Below are 24,709 nucleotides of genomic sequence, written 5' to 3' on the forward strand. Positions count from 1 at the left end.
ATGATAGATGTTTGTCTGTTGAATTTCGGTAGTGTCAGCCGAATAGCAAACAGTCAGCGGACGGTTCTCCGCAGACTTTAGAACTGCCGGATCGTGTGGTCGTCTTTAATGGCTGATAACTACTGGATAACCTGAGTACCTTACTCCGTTTATTGGCTCTATTCCGGTTATCAGCGCTATAGCTATGGTCAAACATCCGGTTGTCCTCCAGAATCAGCCGTTAACCGGAGAAGCGCTACCCAATATACTAGATCGCTACCACTTATAGAAGCACCTCCCGTTTAGGGGCTCTTTTTCCAAAAAGAGCCCCTAAACGGGAGGGAATTAACGCGGCATGCGCAGACTGAGACCGGCACTTAGAAAGTAGTCAGGGGCAAGATGGTTTAAACTCACCTCGGCGGAGAGGTCTAGCTGCATGTTGTGGCGGGGCATGAAGGTAAAGCCACCGTCGGCGGCGTGGCGCCAGTGTCCGTGGTGGGGTTTATCGCCGTACAGTTCTACAAAAGCCCCAAAGTGGTGCGGGAGATCAGCGCCCAGCGAGAGGGTGTAAATGCCGGAACCGTGGGAGTTGTCGCCGTTCCATTCATAGCCCATATTGTACCCCAGCTCCAAGCGTTGGGAAAGGGAGTGGGAGAGGGAGAGCCTGAAATCTGGGGCAAAGGTGGCAGGCCTGAAGACCGAGGAACCCGAGGGCAGGGTAAGGTGCCCCAGGAAAGCAATAGCTGGTAGTAAACCTTTCTCTTCAGATACTTTGATTTTTGTACCCACCGTGATCGCGTCCAGACCTTTGGCCTCATTGGAGCCTTGCGGAGAGGTGAGTCTCTGCCGGTGGTAATCGGTTTTGAGGCGCAGTTCCAGGCGCTCCCATACGCCCACCCGCAGCAGAACCGCCGGGTAATAAAAATCTGTGGTTCTTTCCCCATCCTGTAGATCCGTTTGCCGGAGTAGCCCGCTTTCCAGTTGCAGCGTACCCACGGGTACCACTTTAGCCGATTCCGTCTGGTTAGGGCGGTCTGTATCAATGGGGGGAGAGGTCTTGAGGTTGTCGGGGCCGGATTGGGCGTAGCTTAGAGCAGGCAGCAGCGCGGCCAACAGGAGGAGGCGTAGTTTCATGGCAGAGGTAGTGTCATCTTAGAACCCTACAGGAAACGTGCACCTCACCGTTTGGTTGGGCAGCAGAGAAGCAAGGCCAATAAGAGCTTCCTTTGGCCTTGCTTCTCAAGATTTTGTATCTATTCTTAGCTGAGCTGGCCTAGCGGCAAATGGGGCAAAACCAGCGCTAAGGGATAAAAATTTAGGAAAAACGTAAAAATAGTATGCATGCCAACTATTTTTTAATCATCTTCGTAATCTAAACCCATCATCTTGTTGTAGGCTTGCTGCAACTCAGAGAACGCGTGGAGCTGGCCCAGCTGTCGGCTGATCTGCATGCCTTTCTGGTAGGCCTGTTTCGCGAGTTCCGGTTCCTCTAACTGCAGGTAGAGGCTGGCGGCGTGGTAGTAAGTACCTACATACTCGGGATGTTCGGCTAACAGTTTCTCGTAGAAAAAGCGCGCCTTTGCGGTGTCTGTGGGGCGGTATTCCGTCGCGATGGCGTACATGGTGAACGGATCATGGGGATCGTCCTCATAGAAGGCCAGGAGTTGCGTCAATCTGCTGTTAGTCGTTTCCATTTGGTGAAATATTCTTAAATTGCCCACAAAATTAACTTAAATCCGCTAACCCTAAGTTAAATGAAGATCTTAGTTTGTATTAGCAACGTACCTGATACCACCACCAAAATAACGTTTACCCCTGATGGCAAAGCGTTTAACACGGCTGGGGTACAGTTCGTGATCAATCCATATGATGAGTACGCGCTCACCCGTGCCATTGAGCTCAAAGAAGCGCAGGGCGGAACGGTAACCGTGCTGAACGTAGGTGAGGCTGAAACGGAACCAAACATCCGCAAGGCCCTGGCCATTGGCGCGGACGACGCCATCAGAGTTAATTTGAAACCCACAGATGCTTTCCTGGTAGCCCAGCAGATTGCCCACTACGCCAAAGAAGGCGGCTATGACCTGATTTTGATGGGCCGTGAGTCTATTGACTACAACGGTTTCCAGGTGCACGGCATGGTAGGCGAGTTGTTAGGCATCCCAACCATTGCGCCGGCCATTAAGCTGGACGTAAACGGTTCTACCGCCACGCTGGAGCGCGAGATTGAAGGCGGAAAAGAGATCATTGAGGTTGCCCTGCCTATTGTAGCCAGCGCCCAGCAGCCCATGACCGAGCCACGCATCCCTAACATGCGCGGCATCATGACCGCCCGTACTAAGCCCCTCCAAGTGGTGGAGCCGGTAGGGCAGGAAGCCAAAACCAGCGTACAGGCCTATGAGTTACCACCCGCTAAATCTGGCGTGAAAATGATTGACGCTGAGAATGCCGGTGAGTTGATTAAATTATTGCGTAACGAAGCTAAAGTTCTATAAGCATGTCAGTATTAGTAGTGATAGAATGCGCGAACGGCGAAGTGAAGAAGTCTTCTCTGGAAGCAGCTTCGTACGGGAGCAAAGTAGCGGCCGCGCTGGGTACCTCAGCCACCGCCGTCGCCATTGGCGATGTGCAGGCAGATGCCCTTACCCGTTTGGGAGAGCAAGGCATTACCAAAGTATTGTTAGACAATGACAGCCGCCTGCATAACTTTGTGGGAGCGGCCTATGTGAAAGTGATTTCCAAAGTGGCAGAGTCTGAGAACTCTAGCGTAATTGTGCTTTCCAATTCCAATATTGGGGCGGCCATAGGGTCACGCCTGGCGGTGAAATTAGGTGCCAGCCTGGCTACTAACGTAGTGGCGCTGCCGCAGATCAACGGTTCTTCGTTCACGGTGCGCCGCGGGGTATTCTCCGGCAAGGCTTTCTCAGACGTGGAATTGTCTTCAGACAAAAAAATCATTGCCGTTAAGAAAAATGCGTTGGATATTGAGACCGCTGCCGAGGCCACTGCCACAGTAGAGAATTTCTCCGCAGATTTGTCAGACGCAGACTTCGCCACGGCGCCTAAAGAAACCATCAAACAGTCTGGCGATATTCTTTTGACCGAGGCAGATCTGGTTGTTTCTGGCGGCAGAGGCTTGAAAGGGCCAGAAAACTGGCATTTAATTGAAGATTTAGCCAAAGCCCTGGGGGCGGCCACGGCCTGCTCTAAACCAGTGGCAGATGTGGGCTGGAGACCTCACCATGAGCACGTTGGCCAAACGGGCATCACCGTAAGCCCTAACCTGTACATTGCCGTGGGTATCTCCGGAGCCATCCAGCACCTGGCGGGGGTTAACTCTTCTAAAGTAATTGTCGTTATCAATAAAGATCCGGAGGCACCGTTCTTCAAAGCCGCAGATTACGGTATTGTGGGGGATGCAACTGAGGTTGTCCCTAAATTGATAGAAGCCGCCAAAGCTTTAGACAAATAGAAGAGAAACTGTGAAGAAAATTGAGCTAGAGATTCTGGGTTTGTCCTCAAGCCAGTCGCAATCTGGATCCTTCGCCTTAGTGTTGGGTGAAAAGGAGGGAACTCGTCGTTTGCCTATCATTATTGGCATGTTTGAGGCGCAGTCCATTGCCATCCAGATTGAAAAGATTAATCCTACCCGCCCACTTACGCATGACTTGTTCAAGTCTTTTGCCCAACAAATGGCCGTGAGCGTGCAGGAAATTATGATTTCGGATTTAAAAGAAGGGGTGTTCTTCTCCAAGATTGTCTGCACAGACGGCGAGAAGGAGTTTGAGCTGGATGCCCGCCCGTCAGACGCCATTGCCATTGGCCTGCGGTTTGGGGTGCCTATTTACACGGTAGAATCGGTTCTGTCAGAAGCTGGTATCATCTTGAGTGATATGGAAGAAGAGGACGAAGACGAGGAAACCGATGAAATCCCTACTTCTTCGGCCGCCGGTTCCTCTTCCTCGGGCAGCAGCGCGAAAAGCAACATCACAGAAGTTTCTGTGGAGGAGCTCAACAACATGCTCAACGAAGCCCTGGAAAAGGAAGACTATGAACGCGCCGCCAAAATTCGCGACGAGCTGAACAAACGGAATTAAGCTTAATTCACACGCATAAGAAGAAAGTCTTGGGCCCTACCCAAGACTTTTTCTTTTTCAGGAGAATTTGGTTTAATTTTGAGGATATTTCTCTTCTATGTTATCTGTCTTTCAGGGCCTCATTGGCTACTTCATCCTCATAGGAATTGCCTTTCTCTTCTCCACTAACCGCAAAGCCATCAGCTGGAAACTGGTTGGGGTTGGGATTCTAATCCAGATCATTTTCGGTACGCTGGTAACAGAGGTTGAATTTGTGAAGCGGGGCTTTGAGATTGTGAGCGAAGGCTTTGTGAAACTCCTCAGCTTCGCCGATGCCGGCGCCGAATTTCTCTTCGGGGAGCTGGCCAAACCAGATTCTCCGGCCGGAACCGGCTATATCTTCGCCTTTAAGGTACTACCCACCATCATCTTCTTCTCCACGGTAACGGCTGGTTTGTATTACCTGGGCGTGTTGCAGAAAATTGTGTACGGAATTGCCTGGGTTATGTCTAAAGGCATGCGTCTCTCCGGAGCCGAGAGCCTCTCTGCGGCGGGGAACATCTTCCTGGGCCAGACAGAGGCACCTTTGCTGGTACGTCCGTTCATCCAGAACATGACCCGCTCTGAGCTGATGTGCTTGATGACGGGCGGGATGGCTACCTTGGCGGGTGGGGTACTGGCCGCTTACGTGGCGTTCCTGGGCGGCGATGACCCGGCGCAACAGGCTATCTTTGCCGCGCACTTGCTTACGGCCTCCATCATGAATGCCCCGGCGGGTATTGTGATGGCCAAAATCCTGGTTCCGGAGACGGAAGCAGACAAAATCAACACCACGCTGGAAGTAAGCAAAGAATCTTTGGGCGTGAACGTAATTGATGCCATGTCTACCGGCGCCGCCGATGGACTAAAGCTGGCCCTGAACGTAGGGGGGATGCTCTTAGCCTTTATTGCGGTCATTGCCCTGTTAAATTCTATCCTGCTGTGGCTGGGTACTTTCTCAGGCCTGAATGAAATCATTGTGAGCAGCACCGGCGGGCGGTTTGAGGGGCTCAACTTCCAGTACATCCTAGGCCAAATCTTTAGAGTGTTCGCGTTCCTGATGGGGAGCCCGTGGCAAGACACACTGCAGGTGGGTAGTCTCTTGGGGCAGAAAACGGCGGTGAATGAGTTTGTGGCGTACATGGATCTTGCCAACATGAAAACCCAGGGCACTCTCTCTCCCAAGTCTGTGATTCTGGCAACCTACGCCTTGTGCGGTTTCTCCAATTTCAGCTCTATTGCCATCCAGATTGGCGGGATTGGGGGGATGGCTCCGGCGCAGCAGGGAAATCTTTCCAAACTGGGGCTACGGGCGCTGCTGGGGGCGTCTATTGCCTGTATGATGACCGCAACCATAGCCGGTATCCTCTTTGAATTGTAAGGCTTGAGATAGCCAAAAGCGCGGCTCCCGTTTAGGGGCTCTTTTTCCAAAAAGAGCCCCTAAACGGGAGCCGCGCTTTTATACAAGTTTTATCTGGTGGATTGATCCTATTTCATGTCTGGGGTTATCACAAAAAATAACCTTCATTGCGTTTAGGAGCCGTTTTTGGAAAAACAGCCCCTAAACGCAGCGCTGAATCTTGAAGAGGATAAAATAGGGTGCTATTTACTTTTTGGCGTTCTGTTCGTCTTCCTGCCGTTGTTCCTCTTCCTCAATCTGTTCAATTTTCTTCGCATCGCGCATGAGGCGGTTAGAGAAGATGAAGTCATTGAGTTCGCGTACGTTGGTGTCCATAATGGTGCTGCTGTGGCCTTCCCAGAGTTTTTTGCCCTTGTAGAGGAACATGACATTGTCTCCGTACTCCAGCACTGAGTTCATGTCATGGGTCACCACAATGGTAGTGATGTCATACTCCATGGTGATCTCCTTGATAAGTTCGTCAATTTTGATGGCGGTGAGCGGGTCCAGGCCTGAGTTAGGCTCATCACAGAACAGGTAGGTGCAGTGTGGGGCAATGGCGCGGGCAATGCCCACGCGTTTCTTCATCCCGCCGCTAAGCTCAGAGGGCATTTTCTTGCCGGCATTCTCCAGCCCTACACGTTTGAGACAGAACTCCACCCGCTCAGCGCGCTCGGCGCGGTTCATGTCGGTGAGCATCCGGAGGGGAAATTCCACGTTCTCGTACACGTTCATGGAGTCAAAGAGGGCGCTACCCTGGAAGAGCATCCCAATCTTCCGCCTTATTTCCTGCTTTATGTCCAGCTTGTTGTTGGTGAAGATTCGGCCGTCATAGGTGATGCTGCCAATGTCTGGCTTCACCAGCCCCACAATGCACTTGAGGAGCACACTTTTACCGGTACCGCTGGCGCCCAGCAGCATGTTCATCTTGCCAGACTCAAACACGCCGTCTATGCCGTCCAGCACCTTGTTGCCGTTAAAGGTTTTATGGATGTTATGGATTTCGATCATGGGAATTCAACCTAAGTTCCGCCTTTGGCTCTTTTTAGAAGCCTTAGAGCAATATCTGTGCGCAGACAAAGTCTGCAATTAAGATGGCAATGACACTGTTGGTCACGGCGTTGGTACTGGCTTTCCCTACCTCCAGGGCCCCGCCAGAGGTAAAGTAGCCTTGGTAAGAAGAGATGGAAGAAATGAGGAATGCGAATACCACTGATTTAATCAACGCAAACGTAATGTTGTAGGGGATAAAATCAGACCGCAAACCGGTGATGTACTCCTGGCCGGAAAGCGCGCCAGACAAGCTCCCTGCCAAATAACCGCCCAGTATGGAAAGGAACATGGCCAAAATCACCAGCATGGGAAACACCAGCAACGATGCCAATATCTTTGGCGACACCAGATAGGAGGAAGCGTTAATCCCCATCACCTCCAGGGCGTCTACCTGCTCCGTGATGCGCATGGTGCCCAGCCCGCCGGCAATGTTGGAGCCCACTTTCCCGGCCAGCACAATGGACGTGATGGTAGGAGCCAATTCCAAAATGGTCATTTCGCGCACCATAAACCCAATGGTAGATCTGGGGATAAGTGCGTTTGTGAGGTTATAGGAGATCTGTACGCAAGTTACGGCCCCAATGAAGGTAGACACCACACCCACGATAAAGATGGAGTCAATGCCTATCAGGATGGCTTCGTCTATGGTTCTTTTGAATAAAATCCGGGGAGACTCACCTCGCTTGACAAGGCTAGACAGAAAGAGCAAAAATGCACCAAACGTTTTCATGCAGTAGGTAAAAGGAATGTCAGGCAGAAAGGCCGCTATAGGTGTTGTGGGGCCATTCTTATTTCAAATGCCTATATTACGTTGAAAAAAGAAAAAACATCATTGCCATGCAAAAATATATAGTGGTAACGGGTGGCACCAAGGGCATTGGACGGGCCATCATTGACCGTTTCGCGGCCGAGGGCTTCCATATCATCACCTGCGCCCGGCAGGAGCAGGACCTGGCTAAACTCAAGCTGGACATTGAGCGGGATTACACCTTCTCCAAAGTCTTCTACCTGGCCACCGACGTAAGCCAGGACGGCGAGGTGAAGCGGTTTCTGGAGTACATCCACTCGCTCAAAGTGAAGGTAGATGTGCTGGTGAACAACGCCGGTTTCTTCATCCCGGGCACCATCCATGACGAAAGCGACACCGTGCTGCGCGAGATGATCAATACCAACCTCTACAGCGCCTATGACCTCACCAAAGGCCTGGTGGGCGACATGATCAAACGCCGCGACGGCCACATTTTCACCATCTGCTCCACGGCCAGCATTACCGCCTACACCAACGGCGGCTCCTACTGCATTGCCAAACACGCCCTCTACGGCATGACCCGCGTGCTGCGCGAAGAACTGAAACCACACAACATACGCGTCACGGCCGTGTTACCCGGTGCCACCTACACCGCCAGCTGGGAAGGCGTTGACCTCCCCAAAGACCGTTTCATGAAACCCGAAGACGTTGCCCAGGCCATCTGGAGCGCCCATTGTCTCTCTAAAAACTCGGTAGTGGAGGAGTTGTTGCTGAGGCCGCAGTTAGGTGATATTTAGTTTTAAATAGCGAATTCTGTTAAGCAAATAGCGTAAGAGATTTACATGTAAGTTGATGAAACGAACAAGTTAACTCGGGTGAAGGTAAGTGGAGTGAAGGTGTAATTGAAGAATCCGTTTAGCGGCTCTTTTTCTGAAATAGAGGCTAAAACAGATTGTCTTGAAAAAGAGTAAAAACCAGATACCCTAAAGCAGAGGGATTAGTGCCGGAGCAAGGATAGTTTCAGCTTAATATTCACTCTTTTCATTAAATTTGAGCAAATTCTAAAATATGGAACTAGAAGGAAAAGTAGTAGTCATTACCGGGGCCAGCAGCGGGATTGGTCTGGCTGCCGCCAAAATGTTGTTAGAGCTTGGCGCCACGGTAGTGAGCTGGAGCCGCTCGCGGCCCAAGATTTCCCACCCAGATTTCTATTTTTTTGAGTGTGACGTGCGCCATGAGCATTCGGTTTGGGCGGCGTATGAGCAGACCGAGGAGCGTTTGCGCCAGAACATCAGCGTGCTCATCAACAACGCGGGACTGGGCATCCAGGGCGCATTGGATACCATGAGTCCCAAAGATTGGCACACCATGATGGACACCAACGTGAACGGCATTTTCTACTGTACCCGCTTGGTGTTGCCCGCCATGAAACGCCTGCGCGAAGGCCACATCATCAACATATCTTCCATTGCCGGTTTAATGGGCAGCGAGAACCTGACCGGTTACTGCGCCTCTAAGTTTGCCGTGCGTGGTCTGTCTGAGGCCCTGTACAAGGAAGTGCGCAACTACGGCGTGAAAGTGACCTGTATCTACCCGGGCTCCACAGACACCAGCTTCTTTGACAACTTTGACGGAATCACGAACAAAGAGTACATGATGCAGCCCGAAGACATTGCCTCCACCATTGTGCATGCCCTGCAGTCGCCGCCTAATTACCACCAGGTAAACATTGAGGTACGGCCGCTCATGCCCAAAGGTCCAATGCCTACTAAAAAAGCCTAAGCCCTTCCATGGGAATTGAAATAAGAGACCTTACCAAAGTATACGGGCCGCAGGCTGCCGTAGACCACGTGTCGTTTACGGTGAATACCGGCGAGATTGTGGGCTTTCTGGGGCCTAACGGCGCGGGCAAATCCACTACCATGAAAATTGCCACCTGTTACCTGCCGCCCAGCAGCGGAACAGTGTTGGTGAACGGGCATGACGTGCTGGAGGAGCCCAAGGAAGTCCGCCGTCAGGTGGGTTATTTACCCGAGCATAATCCGCTGTACCTGGACATGTACGTGCGCGAGTACCTGCACTTCGTGGGTAAACTGCACGGCCTGGGCAGCAGCCAGGTGAAAGCCCGCACCGAGGAGATGATTTCCCTCTGCGGACTCACCCGGGAGCGGCACAAGAAAATCGGGGCTCTGTCTAAAGGGTACCGGCAGCGGGTAGGGTTGGCGCAGGCCCTTATCCATGATCCGCAGGTGCTCATCCTGGACGAGCCCACCACCGGTCTGGACCCTAACCAGATAGTGGAGATCCGTCAGCTAATCAAGGAAGTGGGGCAGGCCAAAACCGTGCTCTTCTCCACCCACATCATGCAGGAAGTAAGCGCCCTCTGTGACCGCGTGCTCATCATCAACCAAGGCAAACTGGTAGCCGACAGCCCCGTGGCCGAACTGAAAACCATGGGCCGGCAGGACACCAGAATCCTGGCTGAATTTGAAGCCGATATCAATACTGACCTGCTGCTGTCTTTGCCGGGGGTGCAGCGGGTGGAGCCCGCGGGGCCGCTCAAGTACAGAATCATCGCCTCGGCTAAAACAGACCTGCGTTCGGCTATTTTCAGGCTGGCCGGGGAACAGGGCTGGCCGTTGGTGGGGCTGCAGCAGGAAGAAAACTCTCTGGAGAAACTGTTCCAGGAACTGACCAAAGCACTTAAGTAATGATGCGTTTAGGGGCTCTTTTTTCAAAAAAAGCTCCTAAACGTATGGAGTCTTCTTCGTACGCTCAACAATTTACTAGCAAAAGCTTGAGTGTATGCGAAAGTAGCTCACGTTTAACCATTCGTTTAGGGGCTGTTTTCCCGAAAACAGCCCCTAAACGGGAATACATCACCAAACCAAAAATCTTGATACTTGTGTCTTGATGCTTGTATCCAATTTATATGTTGGCAATTCTCTCAAAAGAATTTAATTCCTACCTCAACTCCCTCATTGGCTACATTGTCATAGGGGTGTTTCTGGTGGCTACGGGCCTGTTCATGTGGGTGTTCCCAGACAGCAGCGTGCTGGACTACGGCTACGCCGATCTGCAATCTGTGTTTCTGCTGGCGCCCTGGCTGTTCCTGTTTCTGATTCCGGCCATCACCATGCGGGCCTTCGCCGAGGAGCGTAAAGGCGGCACCATGGAACTGCTGCTCACCAAACCGCTTTCAGACACGCAATTGCTGCTGGGTAAGTACTTCGCGTGTCTGTTGCTGGCGCTGTTCGCGCTGCTGCCGTCCTTGCTGTACTACGTGAGCGTGTACCAATTAGGCGACCCGGTGGGCAATATCGATTCTGCCGCGGTGGCCGGTTCTTACCTGGGGCTGGTGTTTCTGGCGGCGGTATTCGTGGCTATGGGAATTTTCGCCTCCTCGCTCACTGAGAACCAGATTGTGGCGTTTATCCTGGCCGTTTTCCTGTGTTACCTGGTGTACACGGGCTTTGATCTGCTGGCCTCTATTGACGCCTGGGGCACCGCTTCCTACTACATTGCGCAGCTGGGCATTTCCTATCACTACAGCTCCATCAGCAAAGGGTTGATTGACTCCCGTGATGTGCTGTATTTCCTGAGCGTAATCACTGTGATGTTATTGGGTACTAAACTGGTGTTGGAGAGCAGAAAATGGTAGAGCAGACACAAAACCAGAAACCGGTGGTAGAAAGCCGTCGCCGGCAGGATTGGACTTTCTTTTTGGTGGCTGTGGGGCTGCTGCTGGTCCTCAACTTCGTGGCCAGCCGCTATTTCTTCCGCCTAGACCTCACCGAGGACAAGCGCTACACCATCTCAGAACAGACCAAGAACCTGCTGGGCAACCTGCAGGAACCGGTTCAGGTGACGGTGTACCTGGAAGGGGAGTTCCCGGCCGGGTTCCGGCGGCTCCAGAACAGCACCCGCGAGATGCTGGAGGAATTCAGGCTGTACTCAGACGGTCGGGTGCAGTACCAATTTGTAGACCCCAGTGCAAATACCAATGAGCAGGCGCGTAACCAATTTTACACCCAACTGGCCCAGAAAGGACTGCAGCCCACCAACTTATTTGCCCAGGAAGGCGACAAGAAGGTGGAGAAAATTGTGTTTCCGGGAGCGCTTATCTCGGCGGGCAATAAGGAAACGGCCGCTACTTTGCTTAAAGGAAGCCAGGCCGCCGCGCCCGAAGAACGCCTGAACCAGTCTATTGAAGGGCTGGAATATGAATTGGCCTCGTCCATCAGGAATGTAGCCTCCACCAGCGCCGGAAGAATTGGGGTGTTGCAGGGCCACGGCGAACTGTGGTTGCCGCAGGCCGCCGATTTTCTGGGTACGCTCTCTGAATACTACACCGTGAACCGGGTAGACCTTTCGCAGGTGCCTGACCTGAACAATTTCAATCTGGTGGTGCTCATGAAGCCCACGCAGCCTTTCTCTGAGCTGGACAAATACAAAATGGACCAGTTCCTGATCAGGGGCGGGAAAATGCTGCTCCTACTGGACGGCGTGCGGGCTTCTCTGGACAGCATTAGTGAGCAGGGGGCCGTGGCTTTTCCGTATGAACTGAACCTGCAGGACATGCTGTTCCGCTACGGCGTGCGCGTGAATCCAGATCTGGTGCAGGACCTCAACGCCAGCTTCATTCCTATGGTAACGGGCTATATGGGCAATCAGCCGCAGACCCAGCTGGTGCCGTGGCGCTATTACCCGCTTATCTCCAACTTCAGCTCTTTGCCACTCACCCGCAATCTGGACGCGGTGCAGACAAGATTTGTGAGTTCCCTGGACACTGTGAAAGCCGTGGGCATCAGGAAATCGCCTTTGCTCTGGACCTCCCAATACTCCCGCAAGCGCGAATCGCCGGTTTCCATTTCCCTCAACGACCCGCGCGTAGACCGTGACCCCAGACTATTTAGCCAAAACGCCATTCCGGTGGGGTACTTGCTGGAAGGAAAATTCCAGTCGGTGTTCAAGAACCGGCCGGTGCCCGCAGGTTCCAACATTCCGTTCCAAGCGGAGGGAAAGGCATCCCAGATCGTGATTTTCTCTGACGGAGACTTAGGGGCTAATGATGTGGATCCCCGCAACGGCCGTCCGTTGGAGTTAGGCTTTGACCGCTTCACCCGCTCCCGCTTCGCCAACAAGGAGCTGCTCAAGAACGTAGCCGATTACCTGCTGGACGAGAAAGGGCTGATTGAATTGCGCGGAAAGGAAATCAAACTTCGGCCGCTGGACAAAGCTAAACTGCGCGAAGAACGCACAAAGTGGCAAGCTATCAATTTGGGCATTCCGCTGGTCCTGTTGCTTCTCTTTGGGGTAACTAAGTTCTGGTTGCGCAAACGGAAATATGCCCGCTAAACTCAGAATAGAAGAAATTACCGCCGCCCAGACCTGGCCCATCCGCCAGGAAAGCATGTGGCCCAATGAACCGCTGGCCTTTGTACAGCTCCCCGAAGATGAATCAGGCGTGCATTTCGGGGCTTTCGTGGGGGAGGAGCTAATCTCTGTTATTTCTCTGTTTCTGGAAGGGGAGCAGGCGCAATTCAGGAAATTTGCCACAAGGCCGGCTTTTCAGAGACAGGGAATAGGGCAACGGTTGCTCCAGCATGTATTTACTTATGCAGCAACCCACCACGTTTCTTCAGTGTGGTGCCATGCCCGCATAACCGCGCAGAGTTTCTATCAGAATGCAGGAATGGAAGTAGTGGGAGAGCCCTTCCAGAAAAACGGGCTTATGTATGTACGCATGCAAAAATTTCTTACCAATGGATGACGTCTCTCCTTGTCTGTTGCCCTTCCCATGGTGTTTAGCGCCTGTTTTTCAAAAAAGAGCCGCTAAACGCATATCATTACCACGGAAGCGCTAGAGCATTTTCTGTTATAGTTGACCCGCAGTAGTCTTAAAAGCAGTGGTCCCGTTTAGGGGCCGTTTTTCTAAAAACGGCCCCTAAACGGGACCACTGCTATATGAATTGTTGACTTATGCCTGCGGCGTTCTAACGGATGATTCCCTGACCACCAGCACCGGGTCCAGTACGATTTTTTTAGGTTCAGCATTAAGCTCCGGAGAAGCTGCTCCATTCGTTTTTTCGGCCATGGCTTCCAGAAACAGGGTGAAGGCTTCTTCGCCCATGCGCGCCGGTTGCTGGTCAATGGTGGAGAGGCTGGGCGTTACATAAGGGCTGAAAGATTCATTCCCGAACCCGATCATCCCAATCTGACCGGGCATCCTGATCCCGATCTGCTTCAAATATTGCAAGGCGCCCAGCGCGGTGAAATCCTCTACCGCAAAGATGGCATCCACATGCTTGGTTCTGCCTAGGAGACGCTCCGCGCTGAACTTCCCAGACTCAATGGAGTTGCGGCCATACTGAATCAGGTCTTCATCAATAGGCAGGTTGTTCATTTTGAGGGCATCTACATACCCTCTGAGGCGGTCATTGAAGATTTTGATGTGCTGAGGGCCGGAGATGTGGGCAATGCGGGAGTATCCCTGCTGGATTAAGTGCTCGGTGGCCATAAAGGCACCTTTATAGTCGTCTACCACCACGGAGGGGGCGTTGAGCTCTTCCTTGATCCGGTCAAAAAGTACCAGCGGCACCTTGCGCTTCTTCACATCAATGAAGTGCTCCAGGTTGGGCGTGTCTTTGGCAATGGAGGCAATGATACCGTCAACACTGGTTTGCAGCAGCGTTTCCACTCCTTCCACTTCATATTCGCCGGTTACGTTAGACTGGAACAGCAGAATGTTGTAGCCGCTGCTACGGGCAATTTTCTCAATCCCGTGCACCACCGCCCCAAAGAAACCAATGTCTGAGCTGGGAATAAGAATGCCTATGATATTGGTGCGCCCAGACCTGAGCGAGGATGCCAGGCGGTTCTGGCGGTAGTTCAGGTTTTGGGCGGTGGTCTTGATCAGCTCTTTCGTGGCAGCACTAATGGAGGGATGATCGTTCAAGGCTTTCGAGACAGTGGAAGGGCTTGTGTTAAGCTCTTTGGCTATGTCGTGGATAGTAGTTCTAGACATGGAGGAACATCGATTTCCTGAAAGGGATGATCGCCGCTTGCAGGTAATGGGGGTAAATAATAGCTACAAAAGCAAATCTAATTAAACATCTCTTAATAAACCGGTCTTTTGTCCGTCTTTTTTTCAGGGGAAACTAATGCAGGGAGTCTTTTTTTATGAATTCGAAAAAAAACTTACCCTTAAGTACGCCTTAATCCTTTGAGATATGGTTTAAAATTCCTAAATCGCTAAGGAAATCGATTTCCTAATGACTGGTTTTTGACATTCTAGCAATGACTCTCAGTGATTTAGCTCAAAATCGGGTTTCTGTAGAATCAACAAACAACCTTAATTCTCACTTTATGTCAGATTTAGTACTAACTAATTTGCCGCCGGTAGACAAGCTGCAGGACAAGTGGCTACACAGGAAGCTTACTACGTTCGTGGCGCTGGTACTGGCCTTCCTGTACCTGGGTAGCAGCTTCGCTTATGCGCAGCAAAGAACCGTGACCGGTACAGTAACCGGCGAGGGCGGTTCACCTCTAATTGGGGTAACCGTCTTGCTCAAAGGAACCTCTACCGCCACAGCCACAGATGCAAACGGTGGCTTCTCATTACCTGTCACCGGTAATGCCGCTACCCTGGTGGTTTCCTATATTGGTTACGTGACCCAAGAGGTACCTGTAGGGAGCCAGTCAACGGTGAACGTTAACCTGCAGACAGATGCGAAGGCTTTGGAAGAAGTAGTGGTAGTGGGGTATGGTACCCAGCGCCGCGAAGACGTAACCGGGTCTGTAGCGACCATCTCTGAGGAAAACTTCAACAGAGGTCAGGTAACAACCCCAGAGCAATACCTGACTGGTAGAGTGGCCGGGGTGCAGATCACGAATAATGGCGGGGCACCTGGTTCCGGAAGCACCATCAGAATCAGGGGCGGAGCTTCTTTGGGGGCCAGCAATGATCCTCTTATTGTGATTGATGGAGTGCCTGTAGAAAACGGCACTATTGCTGGTTCACCCAATCCTTTGAGTCTTATTAACCCCAATGACATTGAGTCTTTCAACATTTTGAAAGATGCTTCGGCGGCCGCTATCTATGGTTCACGTGCCTCTAACGGGGTAATCATTATCACCACAAAGAAAGGTCAGGCAGGGGAGCGTTTTAAAGTTAATTTCAGCACCCTGGGTTCTATCTACAAAATCACAGATAAGGTTGATGTCCTTTCCGCTGGTGAATTCCGTGACGCGGTAATGAGAGAAAAAGGTTCTGATCAACAAGCTCTCTTAGGAAACGCCGATACGGATTGGCAGGATCAGATTTACAGAACAGCCTTTGGTGTTGATAATAACTTGGTTTTCAGTGGATCTGTTAAAGATTTACCTTACAGAGTATCTCTTGGTTACTTAGACCAGCAAGGAACCCTCAAAACAGGTAACCTTAAAAGAAGCTCTGTCGCTTTAAACCTTAACCCAAGCTTTTTAGATGATCACTTGCGGGTTAATCTAAACGTGAGAGGTTCCCTTTCTAAAAGTCGTTTTGCAGACCAGGGTGCCATTGGTTCAGCCGTAGCGTTTGATCCCACACAGCCGGTTTATTCTGATGACACTCGTTTTGGCGGTTATTTTGAATGGGCAGATGGAAATGGCCCAAAACTGTTAGCGCCCAGAAACCCATTAAGTATGTTGGAGCAAAGACGTGATGAGGGAGAGGCTAAACGAAGCATTGGTAACCTGCAATTAGATTACCGATTCCATTTTCTCCCAGAACTGCGCGCTAACCTTAACGTTGGTTATGATATTTCCAGAAGTGAAGGAGGAACTGTGGTTGCCCCAACCTTGGCATCTGGCTATTCCACCGGTGGTAGCCGTAGCCAATATGAGCAGGAGAGAGACAACAAACTGTTAGATTTCTACCTGAATTACGCCAAAGACATTACGGCTCTAAAAAGCAGGGTAGATGTAACGGCAGGTTATTCTTACCAGTCATTCAGAACCTATAGCCCTACGTTTGCCACCTTCAATGAGGCAGGTGACGTGCAATTATCTGAACCTGCTCCTTTCCCTAATGAGGTTGAAAATGCTTTGATTGGTTTCTTCGGCCGTATCAACTACACTTTCAATGACAAGTATGTTTTGACGGCTAACATTAGGAGAGACGGGTCTTCCAGATTCGCACCAGATGCAAGATGGGGTACTTTCCCGGCTTTGGCTTTTGCCTGGAGAATCAATGAGGAAGGTTTCCTGAAAAATGTTTCAGCTATCAGTGACCTGAAACTTAGAGTAGGGTATGGTGTTACTGGCCAGCAGGACATTGGTTCTTATTATCCTTACCTAGCCCGTTATACGTTCAGTGAGAACACTGCCATGTACCCGTTTGGAGATCAATTTTATAATTCCTTACGACCAGCTGGTTATGCTAGCGATATTAAATGGGAAGAGACGAAACAATACAACCTAGGTTTAGACTTTGGTTTCTTCAACGGTAAATTCTCTGGTACAGTAGAATATTACAAAAAGGAAACAGAAGACCTGTTAGGCACTGTTATACCGGCAGCAGGTTCTAACTTATCTAACAGCCTTTTCACTAACGTGGGAAGCCTTGAATCTGAAGGGGTGGAAGTAACCTTGAATTTCAATCCTATCTCAACTGAGAACCTTAACTGGAATTTCGGGGTGAACGGTACTTACACAGATGTTACCATTACCCGCTTAACCAACGTAGACAGTGAGAACAGCGTAGGCAGCCCACAAGGCGGTATTTCTGGAGGAACGGGTAACACGGCTCAGGTACATACCGTGGGGTATACGCCATACGCTTTCTATGTATACAAGCAGGTGTACAATGAGCAAGGCAATCCGGTTGAAGGAGTGTACGCCGATTTGAACAATGATGGAATCATCAACCAGAATGACCTGTACCGTTACAAATCGCCAATGGCTCCGGTTTACCTGGGCTTCAGCAATGACCTTACTTATAAGAACTTCAATCTGAACTTTGTTTTACGTGCTAATCTAGGGAACTACGTTTACAATAACGTATTCTCAAACAATGGCACGTACCAAAACATTAACCGCACAGACTTCTTGACCAACATGTCTAGAAATGTGTTAGAAAGTAACTTCACAGGCTCAAGTGCTGAACAACAACGTTTGTTATCTGATTACTACGTGCAGAACGCCTCTTTCCTGCGCATGGATAACATTTCCTTAGGGTATAACTTCGGGAAAGTGGCCAGAGAAAAAGTGAATCTTCGCTTATCTGCCACCGTGCAAAATGTGTTTGTGATTACTAACTACAAAGGGTTAGACCCAGAGGTAGGCGGTGGTATTGATAATAATCTATATCCTAGATCGCGTGTGTTCTCTTTAGGAGCTAACCTTGATTTCTAACATCTAACAAGAAACCAATGACTACAAATATTTTAAAGAAAATGGTGCTGGCAGGAGTAATCGCATTTGCGGTTACCTCCTGTACAGATGATCTGGAGCTTACCCCAAAATATGAGGTTACTTCAGCCAGTTTGTACAAAGACTTCGCTAACTATAAGCCAGTATTGGCAAAGGTTTACGGCGGGTATTCCTTAACTGGATTGAAATCTGACGGGGCTCCAGACTTGTCTGGTTTTGATGAAGGTAAATCAAACTACATTCGGGCCTTTTGGACACTTCAGGAACTGTCTACAGATGAAGCGGTCATTGCTTGGAGTGATGTTTTTCCAGTACATAATATGAACTGGAATTCAGGTACTGAGGCGGTGCGCATGATGTATGATCGTATTTTTTATCAAATCGCCCTGTGCAATGAGTTCTTAAGAAATACTACTGATGCTCAACTGGCTGAAAACGGGATTACCGGTAATAACCTGGAGGAAGCGAAGAAATACAGAGCTGAAGTTCGTTTCTTGAGAGCCATGTCCTATTGGCATGCACTTGATCTGTATGGTAACGTTCCTTTTGTGACAGAAGCAGATCAGGTCGGCTTTTTCAACCCAACTCAGATTTCGCGCACTGAGCTGTTCAATTTTGTTGAATCTGAGTTGAAAGCGGTGGAAGCTGAATTAGTAGCCCCACGGCAGAATGAATACGCCCGCGCAGATAAGGCCGCTGCCTGGATGGTTCTTGCAAAATTGTACCTAAACGCTCAGGTCTACGTTGGGCAGGATAGAAATACAGATGCCGTTACTTATTCTAAGAAAGTCATTGATGCCGGGTTCTCTTTAGCGCCGCAATACAAGAATTTATTTCAAGCAGATAATGACAGGTTTGCCAGACAAGGTGCTTCACCTCAGGAAATAATCTTACCAGTGGTTTTTGATGGGAACAGAACCAGATCTTACGGAGGTACCACATTCCTGATCCATGGTTCTTTAGGACCGGAGCATAATGCAGCAGATTATGGTATGAACGGCGGCTGGGGTGGTTTGCGTACTACGCCAGAAATCATAGATCTTTTCTCTACCGCTGACAGCCGTGCCATTTACCATACAGCAGGCCATACCAAAGAGATCGAATCCATCAGTAATTTCGCCAATGGCTATCCTTTGAACAAATACACGAATGTTACCTCTGACGGTAAACCTGGTTCTGACCCAGGGCTTAATTTCCCAGATACTGATTACCCGCTTTTCCGTTTGGCAGACGCTTACCTGATGTATGCTGAAGCTGTTCTGAGAGATGGTGCAGGTGGAGACAGAGCCATGGCTTTGGGATATGTAAATCAGCTAAGAGAAAGAGCTTTCGGAAATGTGAACGGCAACATTACAGATGCTCAGCTTACTTTAGATTTTATTCTGGATGAAAGAGCCAGAGAACTTCATTGGGAAGGACACCGTCGTACTGATCTAATCCGGTTTGGGAGGTTTACATCTGCCAGTTACCTCTGGGCCTGGAAAGGGGGCGTTGAAGCAGGAAGAGCAGTGGCAGATTACCGCAGGTTGTATCCAATTCCAGCCTCAGATTTAGCGGCCAACCCTAATCTAAAGCAGAATCCAGGTTATTAATATGTAAGGTACCCTCGTCGGCAACATTTGGCTGCCGACGAGGGTCTAACTAAAAGCCATAAAAAGAATTTTATGAAAGCAATTTACAACAAGCTGTTAATGCTTTGCTGCTTATCACTTACGCTTTGGTCTTGTGATAAGGACGAAGACAGGATCATCATGCAGGAGGGGGTGGCGCCTATTCTTTCCTCTACCCAATCTAATCTGGTACTGTTAGAGGCAGACAAGGCCAAAGACGCGGTTACGTTCAACTGGCCCAAAGCAGAGTTTGGGTACAACGCTGCGGTAAGTTATACGCTCCAATTTGACAAAGCGGGCGGTGACTTTACGGCACCAGTAAAAGTGGAAGTAGAAAATGCTCAGTTCAGAACGGTGAAAGTTGGAGAGTTGAATGATATTGCCAACTCACTTGAAATGGAAGGTGAAAAGGCCGGGGAGATGCAGGTAAGGGTTATGGCTTCTGTAGGAGCTGCCGCCGCACCAGTGTATTCAGATCCTATTAGTATCACGGTTACTCCGTATTTGGCAGAGCCTCCTTACGCTACTTTATATCTGGTTGGCGCTGCTACTGAAGGAGACTGGGATAATAACAAAGCTACTCCAATGTTCCGTAGTGCAGATGATGCCTTCCTATTCACCTATACCGGATATCTGAAGTCAGCAGACTTTAAGGTTCTGGGCCAGTTGGGCAAATGGGGACCAGCATGGGGCATGGGTACGGTGAACACTGACAAGAGCGTAAACATCAGGTTCCGTCCAACAGAAGGAGATGCAGATGTTCCCAATTTCTCTGGCTTGATTCCAGCAGCGGGTTATTATACCATCACCTTAGATATTAGAAAGAATAGCTTGACCGTTGCCCCATATGATGCTACAGGAAAACCATCTTATACGGTCATGGGAGTGTTAGGGGAGTTCAACGGCTGGGATGCCACACCAAACAATGACCAGTTGATGACCACTACCTCCGTAAACCCGCATATCTGGAGAACTACGGTTACCATACCAGCGAAAGCCGATGCAAATGCCAAATCAGAGTTAAAAATTAGAGTAAACAACAGCTGGGGCACCAACTGGGGAGCGAAAGAAGGAAATCAGGAAAAACTTTATGGCCAAGGCCAGGCAGGTGGACCTAATTTCAAGATAACCCCTGGCAAATATTTGCTGGTATTCAATGACCTAACTCTAGATTACGTCTTCATTCCTCAGAACTAATAGAACTGTTTCTTAAGATTCCCTCCTACAAGAGAGTTCATTGAAAGAGGAAGCACGATCATTCATTTACATAAACCCGGTGCTTCTGGTGCCGGGTTTATTTTTAATATCCTCCTTGGCTCCTTAAGGCCAAGTAATTTTCTTCAACAACAGTACAATTCATGAAAAAGCCCAATTCATTCCGCTCTATCATGGCAGGAGCTCTTCTCCTGTTGTCTGGTGCAACCATCCCCAACGTTCAAGCCCAATCTGTCCAAGCCAGCCAATGGCCCCGGGGAGTTACCTATGAGATCTTTGTTCAGTCCTTCGCCGATTCAAACGGGGACGGGATTGGCGATATCAAAGGCATGACCTCCAAGTTGGATTACCTCAAGAACCTGGGTGTGGAGGCAGTGTGGCTAATGCCTATGAACCCTTCGCCGTCTTACCATAAGTATGACGTTACCGATTACTACGGCATCCACCCAGATTACGGCACTTTGGAGGACTTTAAAGCATTCATTAAAGAGGCCCATAAGCGGAACATCAAAGTGGTGATGGACATGGTGATCAACCACTCGTCTAGCAAACACCCTTGGTTCCTGGATGCCGCCAAAAATGAGAACAGCCCTTACCGTGACTACTATGTCTGGACCCACAAGAACGATCCTCAGACCCAAAAAGAGGGCAGACCTACGGGCGCTGATTCAGACAATACCCAGCATTGGCATAAGTTAGAAGGCAGTGATTGGCTGTATTACGGCTACTTCTACGGCGGCATGCCTGACCTCAACTTTGACAGCCCTAAGCTGCGCGAGGAGGTCTTCAAGATTGGACGTTTCTGGTTTTCAGAAGTGGGGGTAGACGGTTTCCGGTTAGATGCCGCCCGCCACATTTTCCCCGATGAGCGGCCAACGGATAACCACAACTGGTGGGTGTACTTCCGCAATGAGATGAAGAAGGTCAACAAAGACGTTTATCTGGTAGGGGAAGTGTGGGCTCCCGCCGAAGTGGTGGGCCCGTACCTGAAGGGCTTGCCTGCGCTCTTCAACTTTGACATGGGCTACGCCATCACCAAAGCCGTGAATGAGGAAGAAGCCGGAGATCTGGTGGCCAACCACAAAAAGATCAGAGACTTCTACCAGAACGTAAACCCTGAGTACGTAGACGCTACCTTCCTCACCAACCATGACCAGAACCGCATCATGAGTGCCGTGAACGGTGACGTGAACAAAGCCAAAATGGCCACGGCCCTGCTCTTGACTTTACCTGGTTCGCCGTATCTGTATTACGGGGAGGAAATAGGCATGAAAGGTATGAAACCCGATGAGAACATCCGGGAGCCGTTTCTGTGGGATGCCAAAGCCAAAGACAAGAACCGCACCACTTGGATGCAGCCTAAATACAACGCCGAGGGCATGGTAAAGCCATTGGCTGCGCAGATGAAGGACAAGAACTCTATGTACCATCACTACAAGACGTTCCTGCAGCTGCGCAACAACAGCCAGGCCCTAACCTACGGTGAACTGGAGCCACTGAACCTGAATACCAAAGGCCTCTCGGCGTTTGTGCGCGCAAATGAGCAACAGTCGCTGCTGGTGCTGCACAACTTGTCTAAAGAAACTCTTACGGTGAACCTGCCCCAGAACCTGGCTGGCTATGATGACATTTACTTCAAGAACAAAGGAGCCAAGGTGAGTAAAAGCGCTGTTTCTATTCCGGGCTACAGCACCGTGATCCTGAAGAAGTAAACCCAGAAGCGCAAGTGTGTGTGCTGCCGTTTAGAGCCTGTTTTTTCAAAATCGAGCCCAAAACGCAAATCGCCATAAGTGAGTGTTATTTAAATCTCTTCCTGTTTAGAGGCTGTTTTTGGAAAAAGAGCCCCTAAACAGGAGCAAGGGCAGCAGCGGTAGAGCCGCAGGTATGGCTGCCAATCCAAATAAAATTCTTTACCCTTACCTAGTACCCATGAAGAAAATTTTATTGTTGACGGGCGTGCTGCTCTGTTGCCTGGGGTTTGCCAAGGCCCAAGATTTAAAATCGCCGAACGGAAAGTTGGTCATGAAATTTACGCTGCTCCAGGACGGCTCCCCCAGCTACAGCCTCACCTACAAAGGCAAGCCGGTGATCAAGCCCAGCAAGATGGGTTTCGATCTGAAGACCAAGCCGCGCGATGAAGCTTCCGGTGGCTCAGACGCCAACATGGAGCAGAAGAACGTGAACCTGCAAGGTTCCCTGCACAGTAATTTTACCTTGGTCAGCAACCAGACTACCAATTATGATGAGACCTGGGCTCCCGTTTGGGGCGAAGTGAAAACTATCCGGAACCACTACAATGAACTGGCAGTGACCCTGAACCAGCAACAGACCAACCGCCAGATGGTGATCCGTTTCCGGCTGTTTGACGATGGCCTGGGCTTCCGCTACGAGTTCCCTACCCAGAAGAACCTGACCTACTTCGTGATCAAGGAGGAGCGGACGCAATTTGCCATGGCCGGTGACCACACCGCCTACTGGATTGCGGGCGACTATGACACGCAGGAATACGATTACACCACGTCCAAACTGTCGGAGATCAGAGGCATCATGGCCAAAGCGGTGACCGCCAACATCTCCCAGACACCTTTTTCGCCCACCGGCGTGCAGACCTCGCTCATGATGAAATCCAAAGACGGCCTGTACATTAACCTGCACGAGGCGGCGCTCATCAATTACCCGGTCATGCACCTGAACCTGGACGACAAGAACATGGTGTTTGAGTCCTGGCTCACGCCCGATGCCGTGGGCGACAAAGGCTACATGCAAGCGCCGTGTACCACGCCCTGGCGCACCGTGCTGGTGAGCGATGACGCCCGCGACATTCTGGCCTCTAAGATGACTTACAACCTCAACGAACCCAACAAGATCAAAGACGCCGCCTCCTGGATTAAGCCTACCAAATACGTGGGCGTCTGGTGGGAAATGATCACCGGCAAGAGCACCTGGTCTTATACCAATGATTATCCCACCATTCAGCTGGGCATCACAGATTACACCAAGGCCAAGCCGCACGGCAAGCACGGGGCCAACAACGCCAACGTGAAGCGCTACATTGATTTTGCGGCTAAGCACGGTTTTGACGGGGTGCTGGTGGAAGGTTGGAACCAGGGCTGGGAAGACTGGTTCGGGAACTCCAAAGATTACGTGTTTGATTTCGTGACGCCGTACCCAGATTTCAATGTGCAGGAGATCAGAGACTACGCCAAGTCCAAAGGCGTGAAAATGATCATGCATCATGAGACCTCCAGCTCGGTGCGCAATTATGAGCGCCACCTGGACAAAGCCTATCAGTTCATGAAAGACAACGGCTATGACGCCGTGAAAAGTGGCTACGTGGGCGACATTCTGCCGCGCGGCGAGAACCACTACAGCCAGTGGATTGTGAACCACTACCAGTACGCCCTGGAGAAAGCCGCCGAATACAAGATCATGGTCAATGCCCACGAAGCCGTTCGCCCGACCGGTATCGCCCGCACGTATCCTAACCTCATCGGGAACGAATCTGCGCGCGGCACGGAGTATCAGTCATTCGGGGGTTCTAAGCCGAACCACGTGACGGTGTTGCCCTTCACCCGCCTGATTGGTGGCCCGATGGACTATACGCCCGGTATCTTCGAGATGGATCTGAGCAAGCTGAACCCCGACAACGGCTCTCACGTGAACAGCACGCTGGCTAACCAATTGGCCCTGTACCTGACCCTGTACAGCCCGCTGCAAATGGCCGCCGATTTGCCAGAGAACTATGAGCGATTCATGGATGCGTTCCAGTTCATCAAAGACGTAGCCGTAGATTGGGACGACAGCAAGTACCTGGAGGCCGAACCCGGCGAATATGTGACCGTAGCCCGCAAAGCCAAAGGCACCGGCCAGTGGTTCCTGGGCAGCGTAGGCGGAGACAACGCCCGCACCTCCAACATCAAGCTCGATTTTCTGGACAAAGGCAAAACCTACATCGCCACCATTTACGCAGATGCCAAGGATGCGCATTATAAAACCAATTCGCAGGCTTATACCATTAAGAAGGTAGTAGTAACCAATAAGTCCAAACTGTCTCAGTTCGTAGCCCCGGGCGGCGGATACGCCATCAGCTTTGAGCTAGCCACCAAAGACAAAACCAAAGGCTTACCTAAACTGTAGCTTTCATTTAATCCAGTAACAAAAAAGCCCCGTCGCAGAAATG

Annotated in this window: 20 protein-coding genes; 15 read left to right on the plus strand and 5 right to left on the minus strand. The window is 50.5% G+C overall.

Features of this window, described 5'->3' with window-relative positions:
* Positions 1-324: 324 nt before the first annotated feature.
* Positions 325-1,113, minus strand: a complete 789-nt coding sequence (locus EFA69_RS14800; protein ID WP_123133874.1) for a transporter — start codon at positions 1,111-1,113, stop codon at positions 325-327.
* A 221-nt stretch (positions 1,114-1,334) separates the two neighbouring features.
* Entirely contained in the window at positions 1,335-1,673 is a 339-nt protein-coding gene (locus EFA69_RS14805) for a tetratricopeptide repeat protein (RefSeq protein WP_123133875.1), read from the minus strand.
* A gap of 60 nt (positions 1,674-1,733) precedes the next feature.
* Here EFA69_RS14805 and EFA69_RS14810 point away from each other — a divergent pair, with 60 nt between their 5' ends.
* The 4 genes from EFA69_RS14810 (at position 1,734) to EFA69_RS14825 (ending at position 5,472) form a co-directional block, all read left to right on the plus strand.
* Complete coding sequence (locus EFA69_RS14810; RefSeq protein WP_123133876.1) at positions 1,734-2,471, plus strand: electron transfer flavoprotein subunit beta/FixA family protein; 738 nt, start codon at positions 1,734-1,736, stop codon at positions 2,469-2,471.
* Positions 2,472-2,473: 2 nt separating this feature from the next.
* Positions 2,474-3,448 carry an electron transfer flavoprotein subunit alpha/FixB family protein gene (locus EFA69_RS14815; protein WP_123133877.1) on the plus strand — a complete coding sequence of 325 codons (975 nt, stop codon included), beginning with the start codon at positions 2,474-2,476 and terminating at the stop codon, positions 3,446-3,448.
* 10 nt (positions 3,449-3,458) lie between these two features.
* Positions 3,459-4,073 carry a bifunctional nuclease family protein gene (locus EFA69_RS14820; protein WP_123133878.1) on the plus strand — a complete coding sequence of 205 codons (615 nt, stop codon included), beginning with the start codon at positions 3,459-3,461 and terminating at the stop codon, positions 4,071-4,073.
* A 97-nt stretch (positions 4,074-4,170) separates the two neighbouring features.
* Positions 4,171-5,472: a NupC/NupG family nucleoside CNT transporter gene (locus EFA69_RS14825; RefSeq protein WP_123133879.1), complete on the plus strand. Its 1,302-nt coding sequence runs from the start codon at positions 4,171-4,173 to the stop codon at positions 5,470-5,472.
* 225 nt (positions 5,473-5,697) lie between these two features.
* Here EFA69_RS14825 and EFA69_RS14830 read toward each other — a convergent pair whose 3' ends face one another.
* Together EFA69_RS14830 and EFA69_RS14835 are read right to left on the minus strand one after the other, a co-directional pair.
* Positions 5,698-6,501: an ABC transporter ATP-binding protein gene (locus tag EFA69_RS14830; protein WP_123133880.1), complete on the minus strand. Its 804-nt coding sequence runs from the start codon at positions 6,499-6,501 to the stop codon at positions 5,698-5,700.
* Between the two features lie 43 nt (positions 6,502-6,544).
* Positions 6,545-7,273, minus strand: a complete 729-nt coding sequence (locus EFA69_RS14835; RefSeq protein WP_123133881.1) for an MlaE family ABC transporter permease — start codon at positions 7,271-7,273, stop codon at positions 6,545-6,547.
* Between the two features lie 107 nt (positions 7,274-7,380).
* Here EFA69_RS14835 and EFA69_RS14840 point away from each other — a divergent pair, with 107 nt between their 5' ends.
* The 6 genes from EFA69_RS14840 to EFA69_RS14865 all read left to right on the plus strand — a co-directional run bounded on the left by EFA69_RS14840 (position 7,381) and on the right by EFA69_RS14865 (position 13,064).
* Entirely contained in the window at positions 7,381-8,088 is a 708-nt protein-coding gene (locus EFA69_RS14840) for an SDR family NAD(P)-dependent oxidoreductase (RefSeq protein ID WP_123134857.1), read from the plus strand.
* Between the two features lie 271 nt (positions 8,089-8,359).
* The gene (locus EFA69_RS14845; protein WP_123133882.1) at positions 8,360-9,073 is read left to right on the plus strand and encodes an SDR family oxidoreductase; all 714 of its coding nucleotides are present in this window, start codon (positions 8,360-8,362) and stop codon (positions 9,071-9,073) included.
* 8 nt (positions 9,074-9,081) lie between these two features.
* Positions 9,082-10,002 carry a gliding motility-associated ABC transporter ATP-binding subunit GldA gene (gene gldA / locus EFA69_RS14850; protein ID WP_123133883.1) on the plus strand — a complete coding sequence of 307 codons (921 nt, stop codon included), beginning with the start codon at positions 9,082-9,084 and terminating at the stop codon, positions 10,000-10,002.
* A gap of 221 nt (positions 10,003-10,223) precedes the next feature.
* Positions 10,224-10,952, plus strand: coding sequence for a gliding motility-associated ABC transporter permease subunit GldF (gene gldF, locus EFA69_RS14855; protein ID WP_123133884.1), 729 nt, complete (start codon positions 10,224-10,226; stop codon positions 10,950-10,952).
* The gene (gene gldG, locus EFA69_RS14860) at positions 10,946-12,649 is read left to right on the plus strand and encodes a gliding motility-associated ABC transporter substrate-binding protein GldG (RefSeq protein ID WP_123133885.1); all 1,704 of its coding nucleotides are present in this window, start codon (positions 10,946-10,948) and stop codon (positions 12,647-12,649) included. The genes gldF and gldG overlap by 7 nt, the downstream gene beginning before the upstream one ends.
* Positions 12,639-13,064, plus strand: coding sequence for a GNAT family N-acetyltransferase (locus EFA69_RS14865; RefSeq protein ID WP_123133886.1), 426 nt, complete (start codon positions 12,639-12,641; stop codon positions 13,062-13,064). Before gldG ends, EFA69_RS14865 begins: the two co-directional genes overlap by 11 nt.
* A gap of 207 nt (positions 13,065-13,271) precedes the next feature.
* On the opposite strand, the gene EFA69_RS14870 is transcribed toward EFA69_RS14865, so the two are convergent.
* Complete coding sequence (locus EFA69_RS14870; protein ID WP_123133887.1) at positions 13,272-14,318, minus strand: LacI family DNA-binding transcriptional regulator; 1,047 nt, start codon at positions 14,316-14,318, stop codon at positions 13,272-13,274.
* 341 nt (positions 14,319-14,659) lie between these two features.
* Here EFA69_RS14870 and EFA69_RS14875 point away from each other — a divergent pair, with 341 nt between their 5' ends.
* The 5 genes from EFA69_RS14875 to EFA69_RS14895 all read left to right on the plus strand — a co-directional run bounded on the left by EFA69_RS14875 (position 14,660) and on the right by EFA69_RS14895 (position 24,666).
* A complete protein-coding gene (locus EFA69_RS14875) occupies positions 14,660-17,686 on the plus strand; it encodes a SusC/RagA family TonB-linked outer membrane protein (RefSeq protein WP_183906805.1) in 3,027 nt (1,008 codons plus the stop codon).
* A gap of 17 nt (positions 17,687-17,703) precedes the next feature.
* Positions 17,704-19,296: a RagB/SusD family nutrient uptake outer membrane protein gene (locus tag EFA69_RS14880; RefSeq protein WP_123133889.1), complete on the plus strand. Its 1,593-nt coding sequence runs from the start codon at positions 17,704-17,706 to the stop codon at positions 19,294-19,296.
* 72 nt (positions 19,297-19,368) lie between these two features.
* Positions 19,369-20,511: a SusE domain-containing protein gene (locus EFA69_RS14885; RefSeq protein ID WP_148041371.1), complete on the plus strand. Its 1,143-nt coding sequence runs from the start codon at positions 19,369-19,371 to the stop codon at positions 20,509-20,511.
* Between the two features lie 161 nt (positions 20,512-20,672).
* Entirely contained in the window at positions 20,673-22,241 is a 1,569-nt protein-coding gene (locus EFA69_RS14890; RefSeq protein WP_123133891.1) for an alpha-amylase family glycosyl hydrolase, read from the plus strand.
* A gap of 217 nt (positions 22,242-22,458) precedes the next feature.
* Positions 22,459-24,666, plus strand: coding sequence for a glycoside hydrolase family 97 protein (locus tag EFA69_RS14895; RefSeq protein WP_123133892.1), 2,208 nt, complete (start codon positions 22,459-22,461; stop codon positions 24,664-24,666).
* Positions 24,667-24,709: the final 43 nt, after the last annotated feature.

Source organism: Rufibacter immobilis, from assembly GCF_003721565.1.
Taxonomy (GTDB): domain Bacteria; phylum Bacteroidota; class Bacteroidia; order Cytophagales; family Hymenobacteraceae; genus Nibribacter; species Nibribacter immobilis.

Excerpts from the sequence above, each read along its gene's own strand:
- EFA69_RS14865 (WP_123133886.1), top strand. The coding sequence starts at position 12,639 with ATGCCCGCTAAACTCAGAATAGAAGAAATTACCGCCGCCCAGACCTGG.
- EFA69_RS14880 (WP_123133889.1), top strand. The coding sequence starts at position 17,704 with ATGACTACAAATATTTTAAAGAAAATGGTGCTGGCAGGAGTAATCGCA.
- EFA69_RS14800 (WP_123133874.1), bottom strand. The coding sequence starts at position 1,113 with ATGAAACTACGCCTCCTCCTGTTGGCCGCGCTGCTGCCTGCTCTAAGC.
- EFA69_RS14840 (WP_123134857.1), top strand. The coding sequence starts at position 7,381 with ATGCAAAAATATATAGTGGTAACGGGTGGCACCAAGGGCATTGGACGG.
- EFA69_RS14835 (WP_123133881.1), bottom strand. The coding sequence starts at position 7,273 with ATGAAAACGTTTGGTGCATTTTTGCTCTTTCTGTCTAGCCTTGTCAAG.
- EFA69_RS14815 (WP_123133877.1), top strand. The coding sequence starts at position 2,474 with ATGTCAGTATTAGTAGTGATAGAATGCGCGAACGGCGAAGTGAAGAAG.
- EFA69_RS14845 (WP_123133882.1), top strand. The coding sequence starts at position 8,360 with ATGGAACTAGAAGGAAAAGTAGTAGTCATTACCGGGGCCAGCAGCGGG.
- EFA69_RS14810 (WP_123133876.1), top strand. The coding sequence starts at position 1,734 with ATGAAGATCTTAGTTTGTATTAGCAACGTACCTGATACCACCACCAAA.
- EFA69_RS14885 (WP_148041371.1), top strand. The coding sequence starts at position 19,369 with ATGAAAGCAATTTACAACAAGCTGTTAATGCTTTGCTGCTTATCACTT.
- gldA (WP_123133883.1), top strand. The coding sequence starts at position 9,082 with ATGGGAATTGAAATAAGAGACCTTACCAAAGTATACGGGCCGCAGGCT.
- EFA69_RS14890 (WP_123133891.1), top strand. The coding sequence starts at position 20,673 with ATGAAAAAGCCCAATTCATTCCGCTCTATCATGGCAGGAGCTCTTCTC.
- EFA69_RS14825 (WP_123133879.1), top strand. The coding sequence starts at position 4,171 with ATGTTATCTGTCTTTCAGGGCCTCATTGGCTACTTCATCCTCATAGGA.
- EFA69_RS14875 (WP_183906805.1), top strand. The coding sequence starts at position 14,660 with ATGTCAGATTTAGTACTAACTAATTTGCCGCCGGTAGACAAGCTGCAG.
- EFA69_RS14870 (WP_123133887.1), bottom strand. The coding sequence starts at position 14,318 with ATGTCTAGAACTACTATCCACGACATAGCCAAAGAGCTTAACACAAGC.
- gldF (WP_123133884.1), top strand. The coding sequence starts at position 10,224 with ATGTTGGCAATTCTCTCAAAAGAATTTAATTCCTACCTCAACTCCCTC.
- EFA69_RS14830 (WP_123133880.1), bottom strand. The coding sequence starts at position 6,501 with ATGATCGAAATCCATAACATCCATAAAACCTTTAACGGCAACAAGGTG.
- EFA69_RS14895 (WP_123133892.1), top strand. The coding sequence starts at position 22,459 with ATGAAGAAAATTTTATTGTTGACGGGCGTGCTGCTCTGTTGCCTGGGG.
- EFA69_RS14805 (WP_123133875.1), bottom strand. The coding sequence starts at position 1,673 with ATGGAAACGACTAACAGCAGATTGACGCAACTCCTGGCCTTCTATGAG.
- gldG (WP_123133885.1), top strand. The coding sequence starts at position 10,946 with ATGGTAGAGCAGACACAAAACCAGAAACCGGTGGTAGAAAGCCGTCGC.